Below are 25,054 nucleotides of genomic sequence, written 5' to 3'. Positions count from 1 at the left end.
AGTAAAGTAATTATGAATTTAGAAATAATAGAAGTTACTACTGACAAGGAGTTGAAACAATTTGTAAAACTCCCTTTTGACCTGTATAAGAACTCCAAATATTGGGTACCACCCATTATCTCTGAAGAGTTAAAATCGCTCAAACCAGAACATAATCCTATTATAAAGCAGTGTGATTTCAAACTTTGGATCGTACTCAAAGAAAACAAATGTGTTGGTCGTATCGGAGCAATTGTACACCATAAATATATTGATAAAATAGGCAAAAAGATTGGTAGATTTACGAGAACTGAATTTATCGACGACAAGGAGGTGGTAGATTTGTTATTTCAAACTGCTACAGAATGGCTTAAATCTCATGGGATGGTTGAAGTACAAGGGCCTTTGGGGTTCTCAAATCTTGACCATCAAGGAATGTTAGTAGAGGGGTTTGATCGTCTTCCTTCTATTGGTTCTGAATACCATTTACCTTATTACAAGGATCATATGGATCGTTTGGGTTTTGAAAAAGAGATGGATTGGGTAGAATTTCGCTTAGAAGTGGAAGGAATGGTACTTCCTGAGAAAGCAACTCGAGTGATGGAACTCGTAAAAAAACGCAATGGTTTTGAGATTCTTCATTTTGATAACAATAAAGATCTTATCGCTTATGGGCATAAAATATTTGAGATATTAAATGATGCTTTTCAAGATCTATTCTCTGTTGTCCCATTAAATCAAGAAGCATCAGATTACTATATCAAGAAATACCTCAGCTTCCTCAACCCTCGATTTGTCAAAGTAATGCTAGATAGAGATAAAGAAGTTGCTGGTTTTACCATTGGAATCCCTTCCCTTTCGAAAGCAATGCAAAAAGCAAATGGAAAACTTTTTCCTTTTGGATTTATGCATATTAAAAAAGCGATGAAATCCCCAGAAGTGTGCGATGTGCTCCTTACTGGATTACACCCAAAATATCAAGCAAGTGGTGCTGTCGCTCTTATCTTTGGAGAACTTCATAACGAAATGGTTTCTCAAGGAGTGAAGTATATTGAAACCACAGGAATGCTAGAGACAAACAACAAAGCAATTTCTAATTGGAAAAACTATCCACACGAACAACATAAAAGGAAACGATGTTATCATAAAATGTTATAAAAACACCGTTTCATAAAAAATGTGATTCAAAAGAATCACATTTTTTTTATCCATTCATCGTAGCAACAAGGGATCGAATCTTTCGGTTTAGAACCCAATGATAGCCTAAAAGAATCAATAAGTATAATATGAGATATGGGAGGATCAGAGTCTTATTATCCATATTTAGTTTAAAATATCGAGAGAGGTAATCCACATATTCTCCCCTTATAAAAAGTACTAAGAGTAAAGAAATGAGTAGCGAAATGGTTGAAATAATTGAGATCCTTAAACTATAAAAATTCCCTATTCTAGAGATTGGAACACCTATACAATAGAGGTTGTGTATCACAAGTTGATTCTTTTGAATGACCAATTTGGAACTCATTAAAATTAAAAATAGGGATAATAGTGTAATAATTAATGCGATCATAACCATTGCAATCAATCCTATCTGTATCAACATACTCCATCGTCCGAACTTTACTTCTTGTGACTGAAAAGTGTAGTTATTCTTCTTTAAGAATGGGATAATTTCGGTACTTGAAACATTCTTAAAATGAATAAGCAGACGACTAGGTTTGTTCTCTTTACGCATCCCGTAAACACGATTCGTTGATTTCATAAATCTTAAGGGGACTAAAATTGAGTTAATCTTTTGGGAGAATCCAACAATTTTAGCCTCCAATGTTTTCTGCTTTCCTTTTCCATATACAGTAAGATTAAAAGGAAATTTAGAAATCATCTCTTGCGACATCACAGGAAGACCTTGACTCTCAGCAAAGCCAAAATTGTAAAGTTTCACATAAGATTCAGGTATTATGATTGGAACAAAGTGATCTTTATCAAATGCTTTCCATTGCTCAGGATGAATATCGAGACAGTCATCGGGAACACTTTCAAGAAAGAGTTCTGTGTAGAAAGCAGGAAAATTGGAAGTAGAGGGAATGGATGCGCTTACTTTAAATGAAGCACTTGTAAAAAATGAGATACTCTCTACAAAAGGTTGCTCTTGTAGCTGGTTGACCTCCTTCTTGGTAAAATATATGGACTCTTTATTTAATGATTTAATGATGGTGATCTTTTTACTAACCACCACCAATTGATTTGATAACTCTTTCGATTCATTTTGCAAAAGAGGTCGAATATCGCTCCCGATAGAGAGGATCACAAAAAGTAACGTTGCTCCCACTGTTAGTGTGATCATATAGCACACTAACTGAAAAGAAGAGAAGGTCTTTCCAAGTAATTTTTTTAACATATTACGCTAAAGGTCTAGTGTATGGTTAGAGTTCCATAGGGAACAGCTATCCAGAGTGGTTATTATCAGTCCAGCATTCTGTTTGGTTACTTCACTCGAAATAAGTTCAACACACTTTAAAGAGGTTTCATGGTCAATATGGCTAAACGGTTCATCTAAAAAAAGAAACTGAAAAGGCTGACATAAAGTTCGAATAATCGCTACTCTTTGTTGTTGACCAAATGACAAATTACCAACTAAAAGGTCGCGCTTTTCAAAAAGATCGAGCTTCTGTAACATCCTTTCTATCTCCCCCTTGACTTTAAAATTCGTTAAGTCATTTTTTAAGCATATATTTTCCCATACAGACAAATCATTAAAGAGTTTTAAGTCTTGAAAAAGGTAAGAAAAATAGTGGTTAAAGACTTGCTTAGTACCGATCTTATTATCGAAGTATATCTTTCCATCATATTTGTAATTAAGTCCATAAATAAAATTTAACAGGGAGCTTTTCCCCCTACCAGAACATGCTTTTATTACATAGACATTAGGAGACTCAAATACGACAGAGTCCTTTAAATAAATGTCAGAACAGGCGATTTCCTGTTCTGACATATAATGAGGTTTTAAATTTTCTATTCTTATTATCATTGAACAAATTTCATCGCGCTTTCATCCACCAAGTGAATGATCTGTTTTAGACTATTCTCTTTTTTATTTTTCAAGTGTATCTCTACATGAGAAGAGAGTGCATCATTAGAAGTGATCTCAATATCCTGAATCAAAGCCATATTGCCAACGATATATTGTTTTTGCATTTTATCAAAACTATCATCTACTAATTTCTTCGTCGTTTCTGGATAGTGGTTATAATCTAAGTCTAGGTACCAAAAACCTTTTGTCGAGGTGAAATGAGAAGCAATTTTGGAATCTGTAAAATCAGAATCGCATTTCTTTTGACCAATAGCTCTAAGAACATTGTCTTTTTCACTAGAGATAAATAGTACTTCATCTGTTTCAGCAATATACATATTAGTATTACGTCCCATGGTTAAGCGATAACAACCACTCTCCTCTTTTTCACAAAACTTATCGAGATTATCAGTAAGCCATTTATGTTCTTTTTTTGTATTGTAATCCAATGCACAATTTATGACAGGAGAGATAGACTTTCTAAATCTACTTTTTGTATAGTTCATATCCGTAATAGAGAACATAAATGAGTTTCCTAAGCTCTGTACAGAAGTTTGGATATCGGTACCAGCAAATTGTTTCCACATATCATCCGCATCGGTATAATAGGATTCTCCTTTTAAGTTTTCTAATATCTGTTCAAAATTCACTACCATACCTGATATCATGATATTATTCTCAGGGAACATTTTATATAGATCTTTATTGAAATCGTCTTTCCAATATTTTCCTAATAGCGCCTTCACCTCTTTAGGGGCATAAAATTCGTTGTTAAGAACAATCTGTCCATCATCGAATTTTACATGAACAGCCATAGAACAATCTTTCACCAAGTCTTTAAATAATAATAGAGATGGGTTAAACTTCGATAAAGCTGTTAGATTCGTTCCAGACCCCCAAATGGTGATATCATTTGGGGCAGCACACAACTCCTTAAAACCATCCACAGAAGTAATACACTTATCTGAATCTAATGTAAAGAGAGAAGCAACCTTTTTATCTAATAGACTAGCCTCCTCACCCAAAGATGATATTAACAACATATGGGTATCATTCCAAGCTACTAGATTTGTAGAACTTATATGAACCATATTTAATCCATTAGAAGATTCCGTAGTAAGAGAAAGGTCTTTACATAATACCTCTACAGTCTCTTTAAATTTGTTGACATCCTTGATTATCATTGAACAACCATTGGTTTCTCCCTTTGATTCGTTATCAAAACGAAAGAGATATACCCCTTGGTCAAAAGAGATTCCAGAGTTATCTGGATTCTTCAATAGATTCTCCCATAAACTTTTTAACTCTTTCGAACTATTCTGCATCTGTCCGTCTAAAAGAGAGAGACTTTTAATAGAATTAGCATCATCCACTTCTGCCACTTTCAACATATGGGAAAGATCAAAGGAAGCGACAATTTTACTATTCGAAGGAATTGTATCTGTAGGATGTGGTCCTGAACAGGATGTAATAATTAATGATAGGGAAAAAGCAATACCAAGTACTATTTTTCCAAAATAACGATTTGTTTTCATAGTAGATTAAATAATTTATTCAATAAACATTCTATCATTTTAATGTAAGAAGGACATGATAAAACACGATAAATATACTGATAATCAGCTAAAAACACAAATGATACTATATCAAAAATGAACCATAATAAGTCAATATTCATTTAGAATGGCTCATGTGTATTTCATATAATTTAACCTATTGCATCTTAACTGCATTCAACATAATTCCAATTTAAAATATTATTATCACTATGATAATAATAAATTTATTACACCTGTCATAATCGTCTATTTGTATACAGATCAATCTGTTTGAGGAGACATTTTATTAATCATAACAAAAGAAATAATTATTTTAATTTATTGAATTGCTGAGAAGGAATCTGCTATCTTTGTAAATAGTAATGTTATCATTTATCACTAAAATTTCACATTATGGAAAAACCTTTTATACTTATCACCAATGATGACGGAGTGGATGCAAAAGGGATTCAATGCCTTGCTTCATTTGTTAAAGATATGGCTGAAGTAATAGTGGTTGCGCCTAATGGTCCAAGAAGTGGACAATCTTCTGCCATTACTGTAGATAGGCCATTGCGACTTCGACTAGAGAAAGAAGAAGAATTAATGAAGGTTTACAGCTGTACAGGAACCCCTGTAGATTGTATCAAACTAGCCCTAAATAAAATAGTAGATAGACAGCCTGACTTAGTACTTAGTGGTATTAACCATGGACTAAACACTTCCGTGTCCGTTATCTATTCAGGTACCATGGGAGGAGCTATGGAGGGAGCGATACATGGAATTCCATCCATTGGTTTCTCAATAGATGACTATAGTAAAGAAGCAGATTTCAGCTCCCTTGAGCCGATCGTAAAAACACTTGTTGCAAATGTCCTTTCACAAGGTTTACCTGAAGGAGTTTGTCTCAATGTAAATGCCCCTAAAGGAGAGATCCAAGGGATCGAAGTTTGCCGTCAAGCGAGAGGAAAATGGAGCGAGGAGTTTGAACGTAGAGTGGATCCACATAACAGAGAATACTTTTGGCTTTCTGGATATTTCGATAATGCAGAGAAACATGCCGTAGATACTGACGAACATCTTATTAGCAAGGGTTTTGCTTCGGTGGTTCCCACTTCTGTAGATACAACAGACTATTCGATGCTCAAAGAACTAAAAAACTGGAAATTGTAGATGAATCAATTTAGAGAGAAGAGAGTACAGCGTCAAACCTTCGTTAACTCAATCAGTACGGGGGTTGTAACAGGAGTTATTGTCCCTACGATATTTTTTTTCGTGACCTATTTAACTAAATACGCAGAGATTCCATTCAAAGAGTATATTGATATTGCAATGGAAAAAGGTGCAATGGTCTATTTACTATCAATTTCCGCATTTCCAAATCTTATTATATTTTTTCTTGCCAATCAATATAATAAGAATCTTTTTCAACAAGGACTGGTAAGAATAAGTATCGTTTGGATTGTAGTAATTTTTGCTTTAAAAGGGTATTTCTGGATGACCCTTTAGGATAAATAAAAGATATAATGAGATATTTTATCATTGCAGGGGAGGCTTCAGGTGATCTACATGGAGCCAACTTGATGAAGGGGTTAAAAAGTAAAGACAAAGAGGCTACATTCCGCTATTTTGGTGGTGATCAAATGGCATCTGTCTCTGATGGGATGATTAAGCATTACAAAAAGATGGCCTTTATGGGCTTTTTGAGTGTTGTAATGAATCTTGGCGAGATCAAAAGAAATTTTAAACTTGCAGAAAAAGAGATTTTAGATTTTAACCCTGACGTGGTTATTTTAATTGATTATCCAGGTTTTAACCTTCGTGTTGCAAAGATTGCAAAGAAATACGGATTCAAAACATTCTACTATATATCGCCTAAAATATGGGCATGGAAAGAGGGACGAATAAAAAGGATCAAACAGTATGTGGATAAGATGTTTACAATCTTGCCATTTGAAACCTCTTTCTATAAGAAACATAATTACCCAGTAACTTTTGTAGGAAATCCAACAGTAGACGAGCTTTTGTATCAAAAACAGTGGGATACAAAGGAGCAGTTCTATGAAGAGAATAAGTTGGATAATAGACCAATCGTGGCTTTATTAGCAGGGAGTAGGGTACAAGAGATTAAAAGACTTTTACCTATAATGGCAAAAGTCTCAACATTCTATCCCAATTTTCAATTTGTTATTGGAGGAGCTCCTGCAATTAATGAATCGCTTTATAATCAATATAAACAAGGTGCAGATATTAAGATCGTTTTTGGCAAGACACATAACCTTCTAAAACACTCTCATTCAGCTGTTGTAGCCTCTGGAACAGCAGCACTAGAAGCGGGAGTAATTGGAACACCGCAGATCGTTTGTTATAAAGTGGAATTGGGAAGAATTGCAACCATTCTCAGAAGGTTATTTTTGAAGATCCCCTATTTTTCACTAGTAAATTTAATTCTTGACAGAGAAGCAGTAAAAGAGATATTCCAAGAACAATGTAACGTACAGAATGTCAAGAAAGAACTCGATCTTTTGATCCTTGACACATCATATCGACAACAAATATTCGATAGCTATAGTGAGATGTTAAATAAATTAGATGGGAAAGATGCAGGAGATAGGGCATCAGAAGAGATCATTAAAAGTTTGTCATAAAATCCAAAAATCCAAATATGTGGACTATAATAAAGCGCGAGATACAATCATTTTTTAGCTCCTTATCAGGTTATCTGGTAATATCCATTTTTCTTTTCGCAACATCCATTTTACTTTGGGTTTTTCCCTCTGACTATAACTTATTAAGTACAGGATATGCAAATCTTGATGGCCTATTTGATTTAGGACCATGGGTAATGTTATTTCTTGCACCTGCAATCACCATGAAAATGTTTGCGGAAGAGAAGAGACAACGAACACTTGAGCTCCTTTTAACAAGGCCTATCTCTAGAACAAAGATTATTTTAGGCAAGTTTCTAGCAGCTTGCATCTTGGTGATCATAGCAATGATCCCTACAGTAATTTATTATCTTTCAGTCTATTATTTAGGCACTCCTATAGGATGCATAGATAGTGGTGCAGTATTTGGCTCTTACATAGGACTGTTTTTCTTAGCAGCAATATACATTGCTGTTGGAATTTTCTGTTCTGTAACAACAGAAAGTCAAATCATCTCTTTTCTGATGGCAGCTGTAATAAACCTACTTCTATACAATGCTTTTGGAGTTGGCTCTCAAATATATCCGATGAGTGATATTTGGGTATCCATCTCCTCTTTAGGAATAGATAAGCATTACCAATCTATCGCGAGAGGTGTTATCATGATGAAAGATATCCTTTTCTTCTTCATTGTCATCTTTCTATTTCTTGGCATTGCAACCATTATTATCACATGGAATATTTTCACCAATAAACAGAGAAGAAAAACAATACTATCAACTGCAATAATCTCAGTTTTAACATCTTGGATGTCAACCTTTACAACTTTACAGGTAGATCTAACGGAGGACAATAGATTCTCTCTTTCAGCTACCACTAAAAGTTTATTAGAAGAGGTTGATTTTCCAATACAGTTTGACATCTATCTTGCAGGTCAAATGCCTGCCAAGTTTAGTGTTTTTCAGAAAAATATTACACAAAAGATCAAAAGTTTAGCAGCAATTACGGACTCACCGCTTCACTATAACTTAATTGATCCATATCAAGAAGTTCCCATAAACAAACGCCAAAAATACTTCTCATATCTTGCAAATAAAGGTCTGATTCCGACAGATATAAGAATAAAAAAGGAGGAAGGAACATCTACACAGTTACTATTCCCTGCCATGATTATAAAAGGTAATGGTAAAGAAGTCGTGGTGAACTTACTAAAGAGAAACAGTATGCTCAGTCCAGAAGAAAACTTAAATAACTCTACAGAGTTACTTGAGTATGAAATGGTAAGAGCAGTCCAAAAACTAAAGCAACATAAGAAAAGTGTTATCGCTTTTATAACAGATGGGAAAACACTAAACCCTAGTGAAACATTCGTATTACGAAATGAATTGAAAGAGGAGTTTCATTTTATAGATATCTCAGCAGAGAGGCTTTGGACAGATAAAGAGAATATCGATGCAGTAGTGGTGGCAGATCCTCAAGATAATTTTAACGAGAGGACGAAGTTTATATTAGATCAGTACATTATGGGGGGTGGGAAAATGGCTGTATTCATTGACCCTGTTTCTGTAAGCTTAGATAGTCTTCAACATGGAATGACAACTATTGCAATTGGAAATGACCTTTCACTTCGAGATCAACTATTCCAATATGGCATTCGACTAAATTCCGATTTGGTACAAGATGTCGATTGCATGAGACTTCCTGTCAATACTGCTTTATCTGGACAGAAACCCAAGTACACTCCAGCTCCTTGGTACTTTTCTCCTCTTTTGATGCCTAATCAATCACATCCAATAGGAAAAGGATTGGATCGAGTTAAGTGTGAATTTGTTAGTTCGATCACTCCTACATCAAAACATAAAGATGTCAAAATAACACCAGTTCTCACGACCTCCCCATATGCAAGAATTACCAATACCCCATTAGAGGTGTCTCTTGAAATGATAAATCATCCTCCACACAGAGCTCAGTTTAATAAGAGAGATATCCCTATTGGAGTTATCATGGAAGGAAAGTTTCGATCAGCATTTCAACATAGGATGGCTGAAGCATTTGGTTTCTCTCGTAATATTGTGATAAAAGGCCAAAGTACAGATACAAAGATACTAGTTGTAGCTGATGGGAAAATTCTAGCCAATATGGTCAAAAAGATAAATGGGAAAATGAGATATTCCCCATTAGGATATGACCGTTTCTCCAAACAAACTTTTGGAAATAAGGAATTTATCTCGAATGCTTTTAGATATCTCACAGATAAAAAAGGGATCTCTTCTCTATCGGGAAAAGTATTAAAAATACGACTCCTCGATAAGATAAAAATAAGAGAATCGAGACTTTGGATTCAATTTCTAAATGTAATATTCCCTCAACTTTTCATGATCATAATGGGAACGATCTTCTTTTTCGTTCGTCGCTATATATATAGAAGTTAGAAATTAAGAGGATTGAATCAAAAAAAAGCCCCATTTGAAAACTTATTTAGAGAGAAGTTTGTATATTCGTACAGAGTAGATTGTTTTTATTTTATGATATATGTACAGTATTAAATATCTGATTATTAAAACACAATCTAAAACGAACTTCGGTCTTTCGTTGTTCGAGAGGAAGTAGATAATGATTAAAAAGAGATAATATGAAATTTGTTGTTTCAAGTACGGAACTGTTGAAGCATTTAAATGCAATAAGTAAAGTGATCAGTAATAAAAACACTTTACCTATTTTGGATAATTTTTTATTCCATATTTCCGAAAATAAAATTACAATTACTGCTTCGGATTTAGAAACAACTTTGATCAGTTCAGTCGTACCGGAGCGTGTTGAAGGAGAAGGATATATCGCTATCCCATCTAAAATTTTAACTGATACACTTAAGGAGTTTGCTGAGCAACCTCTTACTTTTCAAGTAGATCTTGAGAAGTGTGGTATTGAAATCCTATCTGAGACAGGTAAATTTTCTATTGTAGGTCAAGATGGTCAGGACTATCCAGAACTTCCTAAGTTGCAAGAATCACAATTATCCATACAGGTTGGACATGATGTGTTGCTTCATGGTATTGAAAAAACAATCTATGCAACAGCAGATGATGAGCTACGCCCTGTAATGAATGGTGTTTTTGTTGAGTTTTCACAAAACAATGTAAACTTTGTTGCAACAGATGCACACAAACTTGTTCGCTATCAACGTAAAGATCTCACTTGTGATTTTGATGCATCTTTTGTTTTGCCAAAGAAACCAGCTTCTCTTCTTAAAGGGATTCTTCCAAAAGAAGAGTTTGATGTGACCATGAAATTCGATGATTACAATGCGGTATTTGAGATGAGTGATTATTATATGGTATGTCGTTTGGTTGAAGGGAAATATCCTCCATACAACTCTGTTATACCAAAAAATAATCCAAACTTAGTAACGGTGGATCGTCTAGATTTTTATAATACTCTTAAGCGTGTTTCTGTTTTCGCCAATCAAGCAAGTAATTTGGTTAAGTTAGACATCCGTAAAAACGAGATGATCATCTCAGCACAAGATGTAGATTATGCTATTTCAGGAGTTGAGCGAGTAGCTTGTAATAACGAAGGAGCAGAAATAGAGATAGGATTTAAATCTACTTTCCTTTTGGAGATTTTGAATAATTTAGATGCTTCAGAAATTCGCTTAGAACTATGTGATCCATCTAGAGCTGGTCTTATTCTTCCAAGTGAAGATGAATTTGATCATGAAAATATATTGACACTTTTAATGCCAATGATGGTAGGAGTTTAGTTCTCCATATCTCATTCGTAAAATAAATAATATTCATTCGAACTAGTAGGGGTTATGAACCGTCGCTATTAGTTCGATTTTTTGTATCCATTCAACTTACAGTATCTGGATTCAACTCTTTTTTATACAGTAGTCTATGAACTTAAATTTAAAGAACCCTATTGTTTTTCTTGACCTTGAGACCACAGGTCTAGATATCGTAAATGATCGTATTATAGAGTTTGCTTTCTTAAAAATCAATATTGATGGAAGTGAAGAAGAACTTGAGATGCGAATCAATCCTGAGAAGAAAATTTCAAAAGAGGCAATGAAAGTACACCATATCACAGACGAAGATGTGGCAAATTGTTCGACATTTAAGGAAAAAGCAAAAGAGGTCGCTCGTTTTATTGAAGGATGTGACCTTGCTGGTTTTAACTCGAATCGTTTTGACATTCCTCTTCTTTCAGAAGAATTTCTCCGTTCTGGTGTAGATATTGACCTTAAAAAACGAAAGTTCGTAGACGTACAGACTATTTTCCATAAAATGGAGAAAAGAACATTGGCTGCAGCATTTAAAATGTATTGTAATCAGGAGATGGAGAATGCACACTCTGCAATGTATGATACTCGTGCGACATATGAAGTATTGAAAGCACAATTAGATCGCTATGAAAATACAGAGGTCGAAGATAATGGCAAAGCGATTATTCCAATTCAAAATGATATCAAAGCACTTTCTGAGTTTTCTTGTTACGACCATAATGTTGATTTTGCAGGACGTATCGTTTATAATAACAAAAAGATTCCTGTCTTTAACTTTGGAAAGAACAAAGGTCGTCCAGTGCTAGAAGTTCTAGAAGAACAACCTGGATATTATGGATGGATGCTTGGTGGAGACTTCCCTCTGTATACAAAAAAGGTATTAACCCAAATACGTTTAGATGATAAACTGAAAAAATAATACCATGAAAATTATTTGTATTGGAAGAAACTATGCAAAACATGCGGAGGAACTAAATAATCAAATTCCTCAAGAGCCTGTCTTCTTTCTCAAGCCAGACTCTTCAATTCTACAGAAGAATAAACCATTCTACATACCGGACTTTACCAATGAAGTTCATTATGAGGTTGAAGTGTTGTTTCGAATTAATAGGTTAGGAAAAAACATCTCCACTAAATTTGCTCCACGCTATTATGCTGAAGTGGGATTAGGTATCGATTTTACTGCAAGAGATCTCCAGAGGAATCTAAAGGACAAAGGGTTGCCGTGGGAAAAAGCCAAGGCATTCGACTCTTCAGCAGTTCTTGGAACCTTTATTCCAATAGAAGAGATTGAGGATGTAAATAATATTGAATTTTCTCTAGTGAAAAATGGAGAGCCTGTTCAAGAAGGAAACACTTCAAATATGCTTTTTAATATCGATCAATTGGTAGCACATACTTCTAAGTATATGACATTAAAAATCGGAGATATTATCTTTTCGGGAACCCCTGAAGGAGTAGGAAAAGTAAAAATTGGAGATCGTCTACAAGGATTTATTGGAGAGCAGATGATGTTCGATTTTATGGTGAAATAGAACGTATTGTAAATAAGTAAAAAATACTTTATTAGGATTTCTACATCGTTCGCAATAATAAGAATGAGCCTTGTTGTTTCAATTACAACAAGGCTCATTCGTTTTCATTATCAAAAGGGAGCCTTTAGAGAAATTTAAAAGACAGTACTATTTGTTATCTCTTTTTTCTCTTCTAGGTCCTGACGCTTCATCTTTTTGTGGGTCTTTCCTTTATTAAATCGCCAACCTATCTTTACCATTCCAATCCCTTTTAGAACTGCTGTACTCATGGAGTGTTTCCTTTGATAATGAATATCAGGTCTATCATCAATCCACTTATTGTCAATTGAGTAATCAAACAAATCCCCTTCTGCTGGTATTCCATAATAAGCCATTAAGAATAGTCCACTCTTTCTCCAGTTCTTCATTACAAGACATGCTAAGTGATCATTCCCTTTCATGCTATACCCCATCAAAAGAGGTTCTTTTTGTAAGTTATTCTTATAGATAGCACCAAACACCAGTCCATATTTTCTTAAAGAATAGACTAGTTGTGCTCGATAAACAAGAGCATCTTCTTCCTTAGTGATATCTTGATATCCTATCTTGTAGTGATTATAACTACCCATAATGCTAAAGTTTAACTTCTTCGTAAACCTAATATTAGATGAAAATACCACCCCCATACGATCATACTTATCCGCATTTATATAGCTGTAGACATATCTTTTCTGACCATCTACTTCTTCTAACCCTAGTCCCCATTGGGTAATTGTTCCTTTGCTATTACTATAGTATGGGGTGATTCGTAGTTTATTACCAAACATACTAATTGCTAGATCTACACGGTGTGTACTATAACCTTCGAGGTCTGCATTTCCTAGATAAGCTTCATACTCATCAACAGGACGTTTATAGTCTAAGGTTTGTGAACGGTATGGATTATGAGTATTAACCTTGTAGTTTAATACAAAAGATAATTTTGTGTTTGGTTTATACATTACTCGAGCATATGGAAGATGCTGAACTTGATAAGAGTTCACGTCTCCTAATTTATTCCATTCTACCCCATAACCGAATCCTGCAACTAATTTTTTACTCAAAGGAAAATTTAAGTTTCCATAAACGCGATGATACATCTCTTTTCTATCATAAACCGTAACAGTCGAACTATAATCGGATACATTCACAGGGAGTCCTGTATTGGATAAAAAAGAGGAGTTCACAGAATCATTCAGAAGCTTCCAAATATAATTATAACCAAGAGCAAGATTTCCTTTCTTACCAATTTTATGGTCATACTCTATAACAGTTTTTAAATAATCAGATCTTTTGTCGATCTTTTGATTGGTCCCTGTATTCTGATTCGAATTAATGAAAGTGGTGGTGTTAATCGAATTTGATAAGTTATAATAGCCTTCAATATTCAATTTAGAACGATCTGATAACTCTGTCTTCAAAATTGTTTGGAATGAATGACTATTCTCTTTATTCTTAATCTCATCAAACATTTTATAAGAACTAGAGGGTGTTTTATCTTCTAAATCATCATAGACAGATCTAGTATAATCAGAGGTTTTGATATTATCATCATCTGGTTTGGAGTTGTAACTGTATTGTACACCCAATGTTTGTTTAGAAGACAATTTATAGTCAAATCCTACTTTACCAGTAAGAAATCCCACATTGTTATTTTGGTTATAGTTCTTTGAATCAGAGTTCATACTGATAATCTTTTTCCGACCAAAGACAAATTGATCCCCCATCGTATCATAAGATGATTGATCATAACGAACACCAGTAGCATAGACTAAAAGCTTATCCTGTGTATAGTCCGCTTGTATATTTTGTGTAGAGAAGTATTTAAAATGCGATCCATTATTGTCGTTGGTAGAGAACACTTCAGTATCTTCAATATTAGAGGAAAAACCCCTATAATTCTTTTTAAGAATTATATTAATCACCGCATTGTACCCTTCCATTGCATAACGTCCATTTGCCTCTCTAAAGATCTCCATTTTTTCAATTCTTTTTGATGGTAAGTTCTTTATATAACGGGCATCTATCCGACTCCCATCTACCATCAAAAGCACATTACTATTTCCATCAACTGTTATCGATTCATTTACGTAGTCAACGTCAATCCCTGGACTCTTACGCAAAAGATAACTTGTCGTAGGAGCTCCTTGCCTCATCTGCTTGGTAACAGTAATCACATCGCGATCAATTTTATTTTGTATCGCACTTGCCTTCACCTGTACTTCACCAAGATCTGTAACAGTACGTTTCAATTGAATTGCTTGATTAATAATAGGAGTAATTTTTTCTATTACAATCTCTCTTTTTTGATAACCAATGGAACTGATAACAAGTACATACCCTTTATGATAAGATGTTTGAATATTATACTTTCCAGTCTCATCAGAAATAGCACCACCAAGCAGTTCAGCTTTATTCACAGAATATAATGCAACAGATGCAAAAGGGATAGGTTCTTTTTCGCAGAAAACAACACCTCTGATAACGATCTTAGATGGTTTAGAGGATACAGGAAAAGTTAGAAGTAGTAATACTACGATTGAAATTATTTGGTTTATAAACTTCATAAGTACTAGATATTAACATAATACACGCACTATAAAGTTAATACAACATTGTAATATTTGTTAATATATATAAATATAATATTGTATTTTTATATTATTTCAAGCAGACACGATATTATATCTGAAACAATGTCCTTCAATTATCGTGATTGAACGAATGGACTTAAATTCATCGTTAGTATCCCCAAAATAATACTCAGGGAGTAAGAAGATCTATTTGAACTATCTATTTGTATAAATGGACCAAGTATCAAAAAAAAATCCTAATTCATCGAAAGTTTTTTTTCTAGTAAGGAAATCGTATTTTTGAGAAAAGCATTTCTATGAAACCAAAGAGAATAGTAATCATTGGTCCAGCGTGGCCATATAGAGGCGGTATTGCTACAACCAATGAACGCTTTGCAAAAGAGTTTGAAGCTGAGGGGCACCAAGTTAAATTGGTTACATTTACTCTTCAGTATCCTTCTATTCTATTCCCTGGTAGCAGTCAATATGCGACATGCGAAACCCCTTCATTAGATATTGAGAGAAGTATCAATTCGATCAATCCTATTTCTTGGATAAAAACAGGTAAAAGTGTAGCAACTTTTAATCCTGATATTGTAATTATACGTTATTGGATTCCGTTTCTATCACCTGCATTTGGTACGATAGCACGTATTATAAAGACAAAAAGCAATGCCAAAGTACTATTGCTTGCAGATAATATAATACCACATGAGAAACGTTTTTTTGACAATATTCTGACAAAATACACTGTAAAACATATCGATGGTTTTCTTACCATGTCATCTAGTGTTCTCAAACAGTTGGAACAATTTGACCAAACAAAACCTAGAAAGTTATCTGTACACCCTTTATTTGATAATTATGGAGAAAAAGTGCGAAGAGAGGAGTCTATTAAAAAATTAGGGTTAAACCCCCAATATAGATATATCCTTTTTTTTGGTTTTATACGCGATTATAAGGGACTAGACTTACTAATAGAGGCTTTCAGTTATATCACAGATCTTGATCCCAATATTAGACTATTAATTGCAGGAGAGTACTATTCTAAACCAGACAAATACCTTTCACTAATAAAATCACACAATTTGCAAAAAAAAGTAGAGTTACATACCCATTTTATTGGAGAAGATCAGGTGAAATATTATTTTAACGCAGCAGATATTGTGGCACAGCCATACAGGTCAGCCACTCAAAGTGGTGTAACACAAATTGCATATCATTTTGAAATACCAATGTTAGTAACAGATGTGGGGGGGTTATCTGAAATTGTTCCTGACAAAAAAGTTGGTTATGTTGTTCCTACAGATCCAAAAGATATTGCAAACGCATTAAGTGACTTTTATTTAAACAATCGCTTTACATCCTTTGTAGATAATATAAAGGTAGAAAAGAAACGATACAGTTGGGATAAGTTGACTCAGGCATGTTATGATGTATGTCAAGAAATTACCTCTCGAGAAGTATAAAGAATTAGTACAAAAGAAGATTATTTATTCACATTTTTAGAAATCTAAAGATGAATCTACAGACCGAAGCAGAAAAGCGATATATAAAAGACCTTTATGAAGACCTTCTTCAATCATTTAATAGACCATTGACTGATGAGAATCGTCAATTGCTCGAAAAGGCCTTTCTCTTTGCAAACGATGCCCACATGGGAATTCGTCGCAAATCAGGTGAGCCATATATTGTACACCCTCTTGCGGTCGCCAAAATTGTAACAAGTGAAATAGGACTTGGAACAAAAGCTGCAATATCTGCGATTCTACACGATGTTGTTGAAGATACAGATTACACACTCGAAGACATAGAAAACTTATTCGGACCCAAAATAGCATATATTGTAGATGGGCTAACAAAGCTTTCTGGAAATTTCGATTCAAAACAAGCGGCAAACTTTAGAAAGATGCTTCTCACTCTTTCTGATGACGTTCGTGTCATTCTTATTAAATTAGCAGATAGGCTACATAACATGCGTACCTTAGATGCAATGCCCCAGCACAAACAGCTTAAGATTGCCGGTGAGACCCTTTTCATTTTTGCACCACTTGCTCATCGCTTAGGTCTATATAGAATAAAAACAGAATTAGAAGATCTTTCCTTAAAATACAAACATCCTGAAGAATATAACGAAATAAAGCTAAAACTGTTCAATAATCAAGAGCAAAGAAAGCAGTTGGTTAATGATTTTTGTAAACCTATTGAAAAGAAATTAAAAGAAGAAGGTTTTGATATTGGAATCAATGGCCGTCCTAAATCAATATATTCGATTTGGAATAAGATGCAAAATAAAGGGGTCAAGTTCGATGAGATATACGACCTTCTAGCAATACGCATAATCTTTAATCCAAACGAAGATAAGTCTGAAAAAAGACAATGTTTTGATATTCTTTCATTGGTTACAGATATTTATAAACCTCGCCCTGATCGTATTAGAGATTGGATCACTATTCCTAAAGCCAATGGATACGAGGCACTTCATGTTACCGTAATGGGCCCAGAAGGTAAATGGGTTGAAGTACAGATTCGAAGTAGAAGAATGGATGAAGTGGCAGAAAGAGGATTTGCTGCACATTATAAATATAAAGGGATCGAATCGAAAGAGAAAGAGAAAGAAATTGAACTGAACCGCTGGTTTGAGAAAATCCGTGAAGTTTTACAAAACTCTGAAAATGATGCTCTAGATTTTCTTGATGACTTTAAACTGAATCTTTTTAGTGATGAGATTGTAGTCTTTACCCCAAAAGGAGAGATGAAAATTCTTCCAAAAAATGCAACAGTACTTGACTTTGCATATGATATCCATACCCATCTTGGAGATCAATGTATTGGAGCAAAAATAAACCATAAATTGGTTCCTTTTAGTCAAAAGCTATCTAGTGGAGATCAAATTGAGATTTTAACCTCTTCAAAACAGAAACCTTCCCCTGAATGGCTCACAGACGTGGTTACATCTAGAGCCAAAGAGAAAATACGCAATTCTTTCAAGAAAGAACATAAAAATCATATCGAAAAGGGACAAGAACTATTAGAAGAAGCAATACAATCTAGTCGCTTTCAATTATCTTCCAATACTATAAAGAAAATCATTCGACACTTTAGCTTAAATACGAAAGAACAACTATATGCTAATCTAGGGATGGGAATTATTGATCTTGATAATATTAACCAAATCCTAGAGAAGAAATCCGAAAATAAATTTGTTAAATATTGGCGCCTTACATTCTCAAAGAAAAGACCTCAAGACGATGAAAAAACCATTATTGACAAAAAGAAGCCATTTTTACTTGGCGAAACCAATAAAGATTACGTACTTAGTGAATGTTGTCTTCCGCTACCAGGAGATCAAGTTATTGGTTATGTTGGAGAGGAACATATTGTGATTCATAAAAGAACATGTTCCAATGCTATCAAAATAATGGCCAATCAAGGCGATAAAATTGTTACCGCTCAATGGACTAAGTTTAAACTCTTCTCATCCCTCGCCCAGATTAGAGTAAAAGGCTTAGACCGTGTGGGGATATTGAACGATATCACCAATATTATATCTAAACAAAATGACATCAATATCAGGTCGGTCACTTTTGAAGCTCATGATGGAATATTCGAAGGCTTATTATACCTTTATATTCATAATGTTCAAGACCTTGAGGACTTAATAGATGTTCTGAAGAGAGTGAAAGGAGTAGACTCAGTTGTTCGACTTCAGACTAACAAATAACTATTAAGAAATATTGTAGTCATATTTAGATCTAATAAAAATAAATTTTGTAATTTTACTCTACTATTTAAACTTAGATCAACAATGAATAGCGGTACTGTTAAAACAAAAGAAACTGTAAAAAACATATTTACAGAGTATCTTATTAGAAAAGGGCATAGAAAGACTCCCGAGAGGTTTGCTATTTTGGAAGAGATTTATTCACGTCAAGGTCATTTTGATATTGAATCTCTATACATCTCAATGAAAAATAAAAACTATCGTGTTAGTCGTGCAACGTTATACAATATAATTGAACTTCTATTGGATTGTAAATTGGTCGTTAAACACCAGTTTGGTAAAAATATAGCACAATTTGAACGTACTTTTGATGAAGACTTACATGATCATATAATCGATACAGAAAGTGGTGAAGTCGTTGAGTTTTGTGATGCTCGTATTCGTAAAATTATTGAAGAGGTTTGTGAAAAAAATAATTTCAAACTATCCCATCACTCGCTCTATATTTATGGAGAAAAACGATAATAGACTATATACAATGAGGTTGACTTTATGAAGGATTTCAGCATTGTTTAAATAATACAATCGTAATGTATTGCTTATTTTTTGTTACAACGCATCATTATCCAACATAAAGACAACCATCTTTGCATCAGTCCAAATATTAGTGAGCTATGCATAGATTTTAGTTAAGCGATACAGGGAAAAAAGAAATATTTGACCACCTCTCAGTATTACTCTAAAAGCTCATAATTAGGCATTAAATGATTCTACAGAAATATTTGTACTTCTACTACCAAAGAAGGTTTAAATCCCATTATAATGCTTTTGTATTGTGTTAAATATTCTACAAAATAAAGAAAAGCAAGAGATCTCAACTTCATTATACCATATTGCTTGTGTTGCATAAACAACTTCACTCTTCTCTTTTTGAACAAAAATCAATCATAACGTGAATTAAGAGATATTCTTTCTCATGGTCAGGATATAACTTTTAAAATAAAATTGAAATCTCTTTACATTTACCCATAGATCTAAATAATATATATCGGATCAATCCAGATATTAGGTGGACTAAGCATATATTTTAGTCAAACGATATAAGAAAAACAGTATATCTGTTACTCCTCTTTGTGTGGCTCTAAAAGCTTTTATTTTTGCATTAAATGATTAAGCAGAAGCATTAGTACTTCTATTATCAAAGAAATTTACTATTTCAGAATAGTGACTATATATTGTATTAGAGTTTTTGCTGTATGTAGTAAATCCAGATATCTCAACTTCGTTAAAACCCCTAGCAAGTTTTGTATATGCAATACTTTTCTCTTGTGTTTGAGAAAATATCATTCTTAGTTCATGAGTTAGATTATATGCTTTCTCAATATCTGGATACAATGAAAAAAGTACCTTAGCTCTTAGAGTTTGATTTTTCTCTCCATTTGTCTTTAGACTTGAATAACAAGCAACGACTTCTTGCAATAAATTGTTTATGAGTGTCTTCATTAGAAAGTAGTTCAGGTTTGTACTTTCCTCCTTTTTCATTGGCGAATTTTATCGTATTGTTTTCTTTATCAATGGTATCCCATCGGTATTTTATCCGAATGTAAGTGGTAACTTTACTTCATCAAATTTTCGTAAAAGCTATTCACCAGTTGTATATTAATAAAAAAGCCTCGATCTTTTAGGTCTCCAAACCAAAAACAGAGGCAATGAATAGAAAATAAAAATTCTCTATGTGGGACAAAGCTAAAGAATTGCAACGATGCTCACTCTTACCTAATACTATTTTTTTTTGTACATCACTAATTACGAAAAAACACACATTATTATTTGCTTATTACAACAACTCACCATTTGAAAGACTCGTTTCATCTAGGCTTAAGTATTTACCTATATTCTCAGGAAATAAAAGCCACTTGTCTGCATCTTCTTTTTGTTCCCAAATACGAAAGTCACTTAAGTAGTTTTTGTATGTTCTCCGAGCTGTTTGCCATTGATATTATAGAATCTCTCAAGACTATTGCAACTTATCGGGTATGAATCCAAGTAGACCTTTAAAAAAAGAAGCAAACTCTTTGGTTAATCGAGTTTCTTTTTCTACACTATTCCAATCACTGCTCACTATGTTGCCAGTATCTTCATTGATCCATTTTCTTCTCCATACATATAAAAATAAAGACTTGTTTCAAAGAGAAAAATCTCTAATTATGGCTGCAGGATAAAACCCTTTAGAGGTTAGTTTTGCATGAATATATTCCTCTGGATTGTCATTCTTTTCATCTAGGTATATATCAACTTTAGAGGAATCACTTTCGATATTAATTACATCAAATTATTTAAATATCTCCTTGGGTAAGATTAGCTCAATGAGCATCGATAGTTGGGCATTTGGTGTATTCATAATGACGCCAAGATAGTAGATAATATGAGTACACCTAAAAAGATACCTGATCCCTGTTCCCCTTTATTTCAGAAAAGTATAGACACAAAAAAAGCTAACTCTTTAGAAGAATCAGCTTTTATTAAAAGGGCGGCGACCTACTCTCCCACATCTCTGCAGTACCATCGGCGCGATAGGGCTTAACTTCTCTGTTCCCAAAGGGCATTAAATTCGGGAAGAGGTCCCTCTTCCCAAGATTAGAAGATACATCTCTTTATTTCTAAAACGATAGCATAGTTATATTTCAGAAAAGTATAGACACAAAAAAAGCTGACTCTTTAGAAGAATCAGCTTTTATTAAAAGGGCGGCGACCTACTCTCCCACATCTCTGCAGTACCATCGGCGCGATAGGGCTTAACTTCTCTGTTCGGAATGGGAAGAGGTGGAACCCCTATGCAATAACCACCTTAAATTGTTAATACGGTGATTTATACGTGACTAATAATTTTAATAATATTAATCAATATACATAGTTCAATATGATTTTGACATTTCTCCTGGAAGAAGGAATCCTAGAATACAACATACTTTATTCTAATGAAAGTTTCGGGTAATTAGTACTGCTCGGCTTTGGTCTCGCAACCTTTACACCTGCAGCCTATCAACGTCGTAGTCTCCAACGACCCTCTAAGGAAACCTCATCTTGAGTGGAGCTTCGTGCTTAGATGCTTTCAGCACTTATCTCTTCCAAACGTAGCTACTCAGCAATGCACCTGGCGGCACAACTGATACACCAGAGGTTTGTCCACCGCGGTCCTCTCGTACTAGCAGCAGCTTCTCTCAAGTTTCCTGCGCCCACAACAGATAGGGACCGAACTGTCTCACGACGTTCTGAACCCAGCTCGCGTGCCACTTTAATGGGCGAACAGCCCAACCCTTGGGACCTTCTCCAGCCCCAGGATGTGACGAGCCGACATCGAGGTGCCAAACCGCTCCGTCGATATGAGCTCTTGGGAGCGATCAGCCTGTTATCCCCGGAGTACCTTTTATCCTTTGAGCGATGGCCCTTCCATACGGAACCACCGGATCACTATGCTCTACTTTCGTACCTGATCGACTTGTTGGTCTCACAGTCAAGCACCCTTGTGCCATTACACTCTACAGACGGTTACCAATCGTCTTGAGGGTACCTTTAGAAGCCTCCGTTACTCTTTTGGAGGCGACCACCCCAGTCAAACTACCCACCACACAATGTCCTCATCGCTGAGTTAGGTTCCAAACAGGCAAAGGGTCGTATTTCAAGGACGACTCCACAACGCCTAGCGACGCCGCTTCATTGTCTCCGACCTATCCTACACATTACATGCCCAGAATCAATGTGAAGTTGCAGTAAAGGTTCACGGGGTCTTTCCGTCCCGTTGCGGGTAATCGGCATCTTCACCGATACTTCAATTTCACCGAGCTCATGGCTGAGACAGTGCCCAGATCGTTGCACCATTCGTGCAGGTCGGAACTTACCCGACAAGGAATTTCGCTACCTTAGGACCGTTATAGTTACGGCCGCCGTTTACCGGGGCTTCATTTCAGCGCTTCTCCGAAGATAACGCCCCCACTTAACCTTCCGGCACCGGGCAGGTGTCAGGCCTTATACATCATCTTTCGATTTAGCAAAGCCCTGTGTTTTTGATAAACAGTCGCCTGGGCCTTTTCACTGCGGCTCCCCTTACGAGGAGCGATCCTTCTCCCGAAGTTACGGATCGATTTTGCCTAGTTCCTTAGCCATGAATCACTCGAGCGCCTCAGGATTCTCTCCTTGACTACCTGTGTCGGTTTGCGGTACGGGTCTGTATAATCTACGTTTAGAGGTTTTTCTTGGAAGCCCTTAGGCACACTATCCAATTGTCCGAAGACGCTTGGTACTATCAGGTTTCAGCTCAATGTGCGGATTTGCCTACACATATCATAACCTAAGCCCTTCAACGTACTATTCCGTCAGTACGCGGTGCTTTCATCACTCCGTCGCCCCATCACAATTATACAAAGTACAGGAATATTAACCTGTTGTCCATCGAGTTCGCCGTTCGGCTTTCCCTTAGGTCCCGACTAACCCTGATCCGATTAGCGTTGATCAGGAAACCTTAGTCTATCGGCGGGGGGGTTTCTCGCCCCCCTTATCGTTACTTATGCCTACATTTGCTTTTCTAACCGCTCCAGCACACCTCACAGTATGCATTCAACGCTGGTTAGAATGCTCCCCTACCACTTAATGGTAGTCCATTAAATCCATAGCTTCGGTGATATGTTTAATGCCCGATTATTATCCATGCCCGATCGCTCGACTAGTGAGCTGTTACGCACTCTTTAAATGAATGGCTGCTTCCAAGCCAACATCCTAGCTGTCTATGCAATCAGACCTCGTTTGTTCAACTTAACATATACTTGGGGACCTTAGCTGATGGTCCGGGTTCTTTCCCTTTCGGACATGGACCTTAGCACCCATGCCCTCACTCCTGGTAATCATATTACAGCATTCGGAGTTTGTCTGGAGTTGATAGGCGGTGAAGCCCTCGCATCCAATCAGTAGCTCTACCTCTGCAATACTATATCCAAGGCTGCACCTAAATGCATTTCGGGGAGTACGAGCTATTTCCGAGTTTGATTGGCCTTTCACCCCTACCCACAGGTCATCCAAGAGCTTTTCAACGCTCCCTGGTTCGGTCCTCCATCTTGTGTTACCAAGACTTCAACCTGCCCATGGGTAGATCACACGGTTTCGCGTCTACCCCCACTGACTTTAGCGCCCTATTCAGACTCGCTTTCGCTTCGGCTCCTAGCCTTAAACTATTAACCTTGCCAGTGAGGAGTAACTCGTAGGCTCATTATGCAAAAGGCACGCCGTCACATATAAATATGCTCCGACCGCTTGTAAGTGTATGGTTTCAGGTACTTTTTCACTCCCCTGTTCGGGGTACTTTTCACCTTTCCCTCACGGTACTGGTTCACTATCGGTCTCTTAGGAGTATTTAGCCTTACCAGATGGTCCTGGCAGATTCAGACAGGGTTTCACGTGCCCCGCCCTACTCAGGATACTGCTAGATCATATTTGCTTACGTGTACAGGACTTTCACCATCTTTGGTGTAACTTTCCAGTTACTTCCACTTCACGCATAATCTCATATTGCAGTCCTACAACCCCAATTACGCCGAAACGTAATTGGTTTGGGCTAATCCGCGTTCGATCGCCACTACTAACGGAATCACTTTTGTTTTCTCTTCCTCCGGGTACTTAGATGTTTCAGTTCTCCGGGTTTGCCTCTGATATAATCAGATAACCAATAAATTGGCTGGGTTGCCCCATTCAGAAATCTTCGGATCATAGGTTGTTTGCACCTCCCCAAAGCTTATCGCAGCTTATCACGTCTTTCATCGCCTCTAAGAGCCAAGGCATCCACCATACACCCTTACTTACTTTCTATTACATTAACCTTTTCGTTAATCTAAAATATTACTGTTGTATTCTTTTTACAGATTACTTCTTCCAGAATGTCAAAGAACTTATATACACTAATTAGTTAATCAGTATAAATGTGTGGAGAATATCGGAGTCGAACCGATGACCTCCTGCGTGCAAGGCAGGCGCTCTAGCCAACTGAGCTAATCCCCCCAATAACCTGCGTTATCTTAAATGTAGTCCCGCCCAGACTTGAACTGGGGACCTCTACATTATCAGTGTAGCGCTCTAACCAGCTGAGCTACGGGACTATGCTATAAAAACATAACCACCTTAGTTTTTCAGCTTACGCT

At 35.8% G+C, this 25,054-nt stretch carries 17 protein-coding genes, 2 tRNA genes and 2 rRNA genes; 12 read left to right on the top strand and 9 right to left on the bottom strand.

Annotation, left to right across the window (positions count from 1 at the left end; genetic code table 11):
* The first annotated feature begins 12 nt into the window (after positions 1-12).
* Positions 13-1,137: a hypothetical protein gene (locus tag K4L44_13535; GenBank protein QZE13585.1), complete on the top strand. Its 1,125-nt coding sequence runs from the start codon at positions 13-15 to the stop codon at positions 1,135-1,137.
* 46 nt (positions 1,138-1,183) lie between these two features.
* Here K4L44_13535 and K4L44_13530 read toward each other — a convergent pair whose 3' ends face one another.
* From K4L44_13530 to K4L44_13520, 3 genes are read right to left on the bottom strand one after another with little or no spacing between them, the layout of a single operon-like run.
* Positions 1,184-2,377 (bottom strand): hypothetical protein, encoded by a 1,194-nt coding sequence (locus K4L44_13530; GenBank protein ID QZE13584.1) that lies wholly within the window; start codon positions 2,375-2,377, stop codon positions 1,184-1,186.
* A gap of 6 nt (positions 2,378-2,383) precedes the next feature.
* Complete coding sequence (locus K4L44_13525; GenBank protein ID QZE13583.1) at positions 2,384-2,971, bottom strand: ATP-binding cassette domain-containing protein; 588 nt, start codon at positions 2,969-2,971, stop codon at positions 2,384-2,386.
* Between the two features lie 32 nt (positions 2,972-3,003).
* Complete coding sequence (locus tag K4L44_13520) at positions 3,004-4,584, bottom strand: DUF4836 family protein (protein ID QZE13582.1); 1,581 nt, start codon at positions 4,582-4,584, stop codon at positions 3,004-3,006.
* Positions 4,585-5,001: 417 nt separating this feature from the next.
* Between K4L44_13520 and surE the strand changes: the two genes are divergently transcribed.
* The 7 genes from surE to K4L44_13485 all read left to right on the top strand — a co-directional run bounded on the left by surE (position 5,002) and on the right by K4L44_13485 (position 12,554).
* Complete coding sequence (gene surE / locus K4L44_13515; protein QZE13581.1) at positions 5,002-5,760, top strand: 5'/3'-nucleotidase SurE; 759 nt, start codon at positions 5,002-5,004, stop codon at positions 5,758-5,760.
* Complete coding sequence (locus K4L44_13510; protein QZE13580.1) at positions 5,761-6,096, top strand: hypothetical protein; 336 nt, start codon at positions 5,761-5,763, stop codon at positions 6,094-6,096.
* A 17-nt stretch (positions 6,097-6,113) separates the two neighbouring features.
* The gene (gene lpxB, locus K4L44_13505; GenBank protein QZE13579.1) at positions 6,114-7,235 is read left to right on the top strand and encodes a lipid-A-disaccharide synthase; all 1,122 of its coding nucleotides are present in this window, start codon (positions 6,114-6,116) and stop codon (positions 7,233-7,235) included.
* A gap of 17 nt (positions 7,236-7,252) precedes the next feature.
* Positions 7,253-9,667, top strand: a complete 2,415-nt coding sequence (gene gldG, locus K4L44_13500; protein QZE13578.1) for a gliding motility-associated ABC transporter substrate-binding protein GldG — start codon at positions 7,253-7,255, stop codon at positions 9,665-9,667.
* A 200-nt stretch (positions 9,668-9,867) separates the two neighbouring features.
* A complete protein-coding gene (gene dnaN / locus K4L44_13495; protein QZE13577.1) occupies positions 9,868-10,995 on the top strand; it encodes a DNA polymerase III subunit beta in 1,128 nt (375 codons plus the stop codon).
* Positions 10,996-11,131: 136 nt separating this feature from the next.
* Positions 11,132-11,938 (top strand): 3'-5' exonuclease, encoded by an 807-nt coding sequence (locus K4L44_13490; GenBank protein QZE13576.1) that lies wholly within the window; start codon positions 11,132-11,134, stop codon positions 11,936-11,938.
* A 4-nt stretch (positions 11,939-11,942) separates the two neighbouring features.
* A complete protein-coding gene (locus tag K4L44_13485) occupies positions 11,943-12,554 on the top strand; it encodes a fumarylacetoacetate hydrolase family protein (protein ID QZE13575.1) in 612 nt (203 codons plus the stop codon).
* Positions 12,555-12,688: 134 nt separating this feature from the next.
* Here the strand turns inward: K4L44_13485 and K4L44_13480 are convergent, their stop codons facing one another.
* Entirely contained in the window at positions 12,689-15,139 is a 2,451-nt protein-coding gene (locus tag K4L44_13480; GenBank protein QZE13574.1) for an outer membrane beta-barrel protein, read from the bottom strand.
* 323 nt (positions 15,140-15,462) lie between these two features.
* On the opposite strand from K4L44_13480, the gene K4L44_13475 reads away from it, so the two are divergent.
* From K4L44_13475 to K4L44_13465, 3 genes are all read left to right on the top strand, one after another.
* Complete coding sequence (locus K4L44_13475) at positions 15,463-16,614, top strand: glycosyltransferase family 4 protein (protein ID QZE13573.1); 1,152 nt, start codon at positions 15,463-15,465, stop codon at positions 16,612-16,614.
* Positions 16,615-16,664: 50 nt separating this feature from the next.
* Positions 16,665-18,869: a RelA/SpoT family protein gene (locus K4L44_13470; GenBank protein QZE13572.1), complete on the top strand. Its 2,205-nt coding sequence runs from the start codon at positions 16,665-16,667 to the stop codon at positions 18,867-18,869.
* Between the two features lie 84 nt (positions 18,870-18,953).
* Positions 18,954-19,394 (top strand): transcriptional repressor, encoded by a 441-nt coding sequence (locus K4L44_13465; GenBank protein ID QZE13571.1) that lies wholly within the window; start codon positions 18,954-18,956, stop codon positions 19,392-19,394.
* A 645-nt stretch (positions 19,395-20,039) separates the two neighbouring features.
* Here the strand turns inward: K4L44_13465 and K4L44_13460 are convergent.
* Positions 20,040-20,411: a transposase gene (locus K4L44_13460; GenBank protein ID QZE13570.1), complete on the bottom strand. Its 372-nt coding sequence runs from the start codon at positions 20,409-20,411 to the stop codon at positions 20,040-20,042.
* 494 nt (positions 20,412-20,905) lie between these two features.
* Between K4L44_13460 and K4L44_13455 the strand changes: the two genes are divergently transcribed.
* Positions 20,906-21,091, top strand: coding sequence for a hypothetical protein (locus tag K4L44_13455; protein ID QZE13569.1), 186 nt, complete (start codon positions 20,906-20,908; stop codon positions 21,089-21,091).
* Between the two features lie 518 nt (positions 21,092-21,609).
* Here K4L44_13455 and rrf read toward each other — a convergent pair.
* From rrf to K4L44_13435, 4 genes are all read right to left on the bottom strand, one after another.
* Positions 21,610-21,720, bottom strand: a 5S ribosomal RNA gene (rrf, locus tag K4L44_13450).
* 125 nt (positions 21,721-21,845) lie between these two features.
* Positions 21,846-24,725, bottom strand: a 23S ribosomal RNA gene (locus K4L44_13445).
* Between the two features lie 115 nt (positions 24,726-24,840).
* Positions 24,841-24,914: transfer RNA gene (locus K4L44_13440), tRNA-Ala, on the bottom strand.
* A gap of 24 nt (positions 24,915-24,938) precedes the next feature.
* Positions 24,939-25,012 (bottom strand) — tRNA-Ile (locus tag K4L44_13435).
* Between the last annotated feature and the right edge of the window lie 42 nt (positions 25,013-25,054).

Source organism: Prolixibacteraceae bacterium (assembly GCA_019720755.1).
In the GTDB taxonomy this organism is placed as follows: Bacteria; Bacteroidota; Bacteroidia; order Bacteroidales; family Prolixibacteraceae; genus Halosquirtibacter; species Halosquirtibacter laminarini.
Note: the sequence above shows the minus strand (reverse complement) of the source record. Positions and strands in the feature narration are given on the sequence as shown.

Excerpts from the sequence above, each read along its gene's own strand:
- K4L44_13460 (QZE13570.1), bottom strand. The coding sequence starts at position 20,411 with ATGAAAAAGGAGGAAAGTACAAACCTGAACTACTTTCTAATGAAGACA.
- K4L44_13530 (QZE13584.1), bottom strand. The coding sequence starts at position 2,377 with ATGTTAAAAAAATTACTTGGAAAGACCTTCTCTTCTTTTCAGTTAGTG.
- K4L44_13455 (QZE13569.1), top strand. The coding sequence starts at position 20,906 with ATGAATCCAAGTAGACCTTTAAAAAAAGAAGCAAACTCTTTGGTTAAT.
- K4L44_13510 (QZE13580.1), top strand. The coding sequence starts at position 5,761 with ATGAATCAATTTAGAGAGAAGAGAGTACAGCGTCAAACCTTCGTTAAC.
- K4L44_13475 (QZE13573.1), top strand. The coding sequence starts at position 15,463 with ATGAAACCAAAGAGAATAGTAATCATTGGTCCAGCGTGGCCATATAGA.
- K4L44_13525 (QZE13583.1), bottom strand. The coding sequence starts at position 2,971 with ATGTCAGAACAGGAAATCGCCTGTTCTGACATTTATTTAAAGGACTCT.
- K4L44_13470 (QZE13572.1), top strand. The coding sequence starts at position 16,665 with ATGAATCTACAGACCGAAGCAGAAAAGCGATATATAAAAGACCTTTAT.
- K4L44_13535 (QZE13585.1), top strand. The coding sequence starts at position 13 with ATGAATTTAGAAATAATAGAAGTTACTACTGACAAGGAGTTGAAACAA.
- dnaN (QZE13577.1), top strand. The coding sequence starts at position 9,868 with ATGAAATTTGTTGTTTCAAGTACGGAACTGTTGAAGCATTTAAATGCA.
- surE (QZE13581.1), top strand. The coding sequence starts at position 5,002 with ATGGAAAAACCTTTTATACTTATCACCAATGATGACGGAGTGGATGCA.
- K4L44_13490 (QZE13576.1), top strand. The coding sequence starts at position 11,132 with ATGAACTTAAATTTAAAGAACCCTATTGTTTTTCTTGACCTTGAGACC.
- gldG (QZE13578.1), top strand. The coding sequence starts at position 7,253 with ATGTGGACTATAATAAAGCGCGAGATACAATCATTTTTTAGCTCCTTA.
- K4L44_13520 (QZE13582.1), bottom strand. The coding sequence starts at position 4,584 with ATGAAAACAAATCGTTATTTTGGAAAAATAGTACTTGGTATTGCTTTT.
- K4L44_13480 (QZE13574.1), bottom strand. The coding sequence starts at position 15,139 with ATGAAGTTTATAAACCAAATAATTTCAATCGTAGTATTACTACTTCTA.
- K4L44_13465 (QZE13571.1), top strand. The coding sequence starts at position 18,954 with ATGAATAGCGGTACTGTTAAAACAAAAGAAACTGTAAAAAACATATTT.
- lpxB (QZE13579.1), top strand. The coding sequence starts at position 6,114 with ATGAGATATTTTATCATTGCAGGGGAGGCTTCAGGTGATCTACATGGA.
- K4L44_13485 (QZE13575.1), top strand. The coding sequence starts at position 11,943 with ATGAAAATTATTTGTATTGGAAGAAACTATGCAAAACATGCGGAGGAA.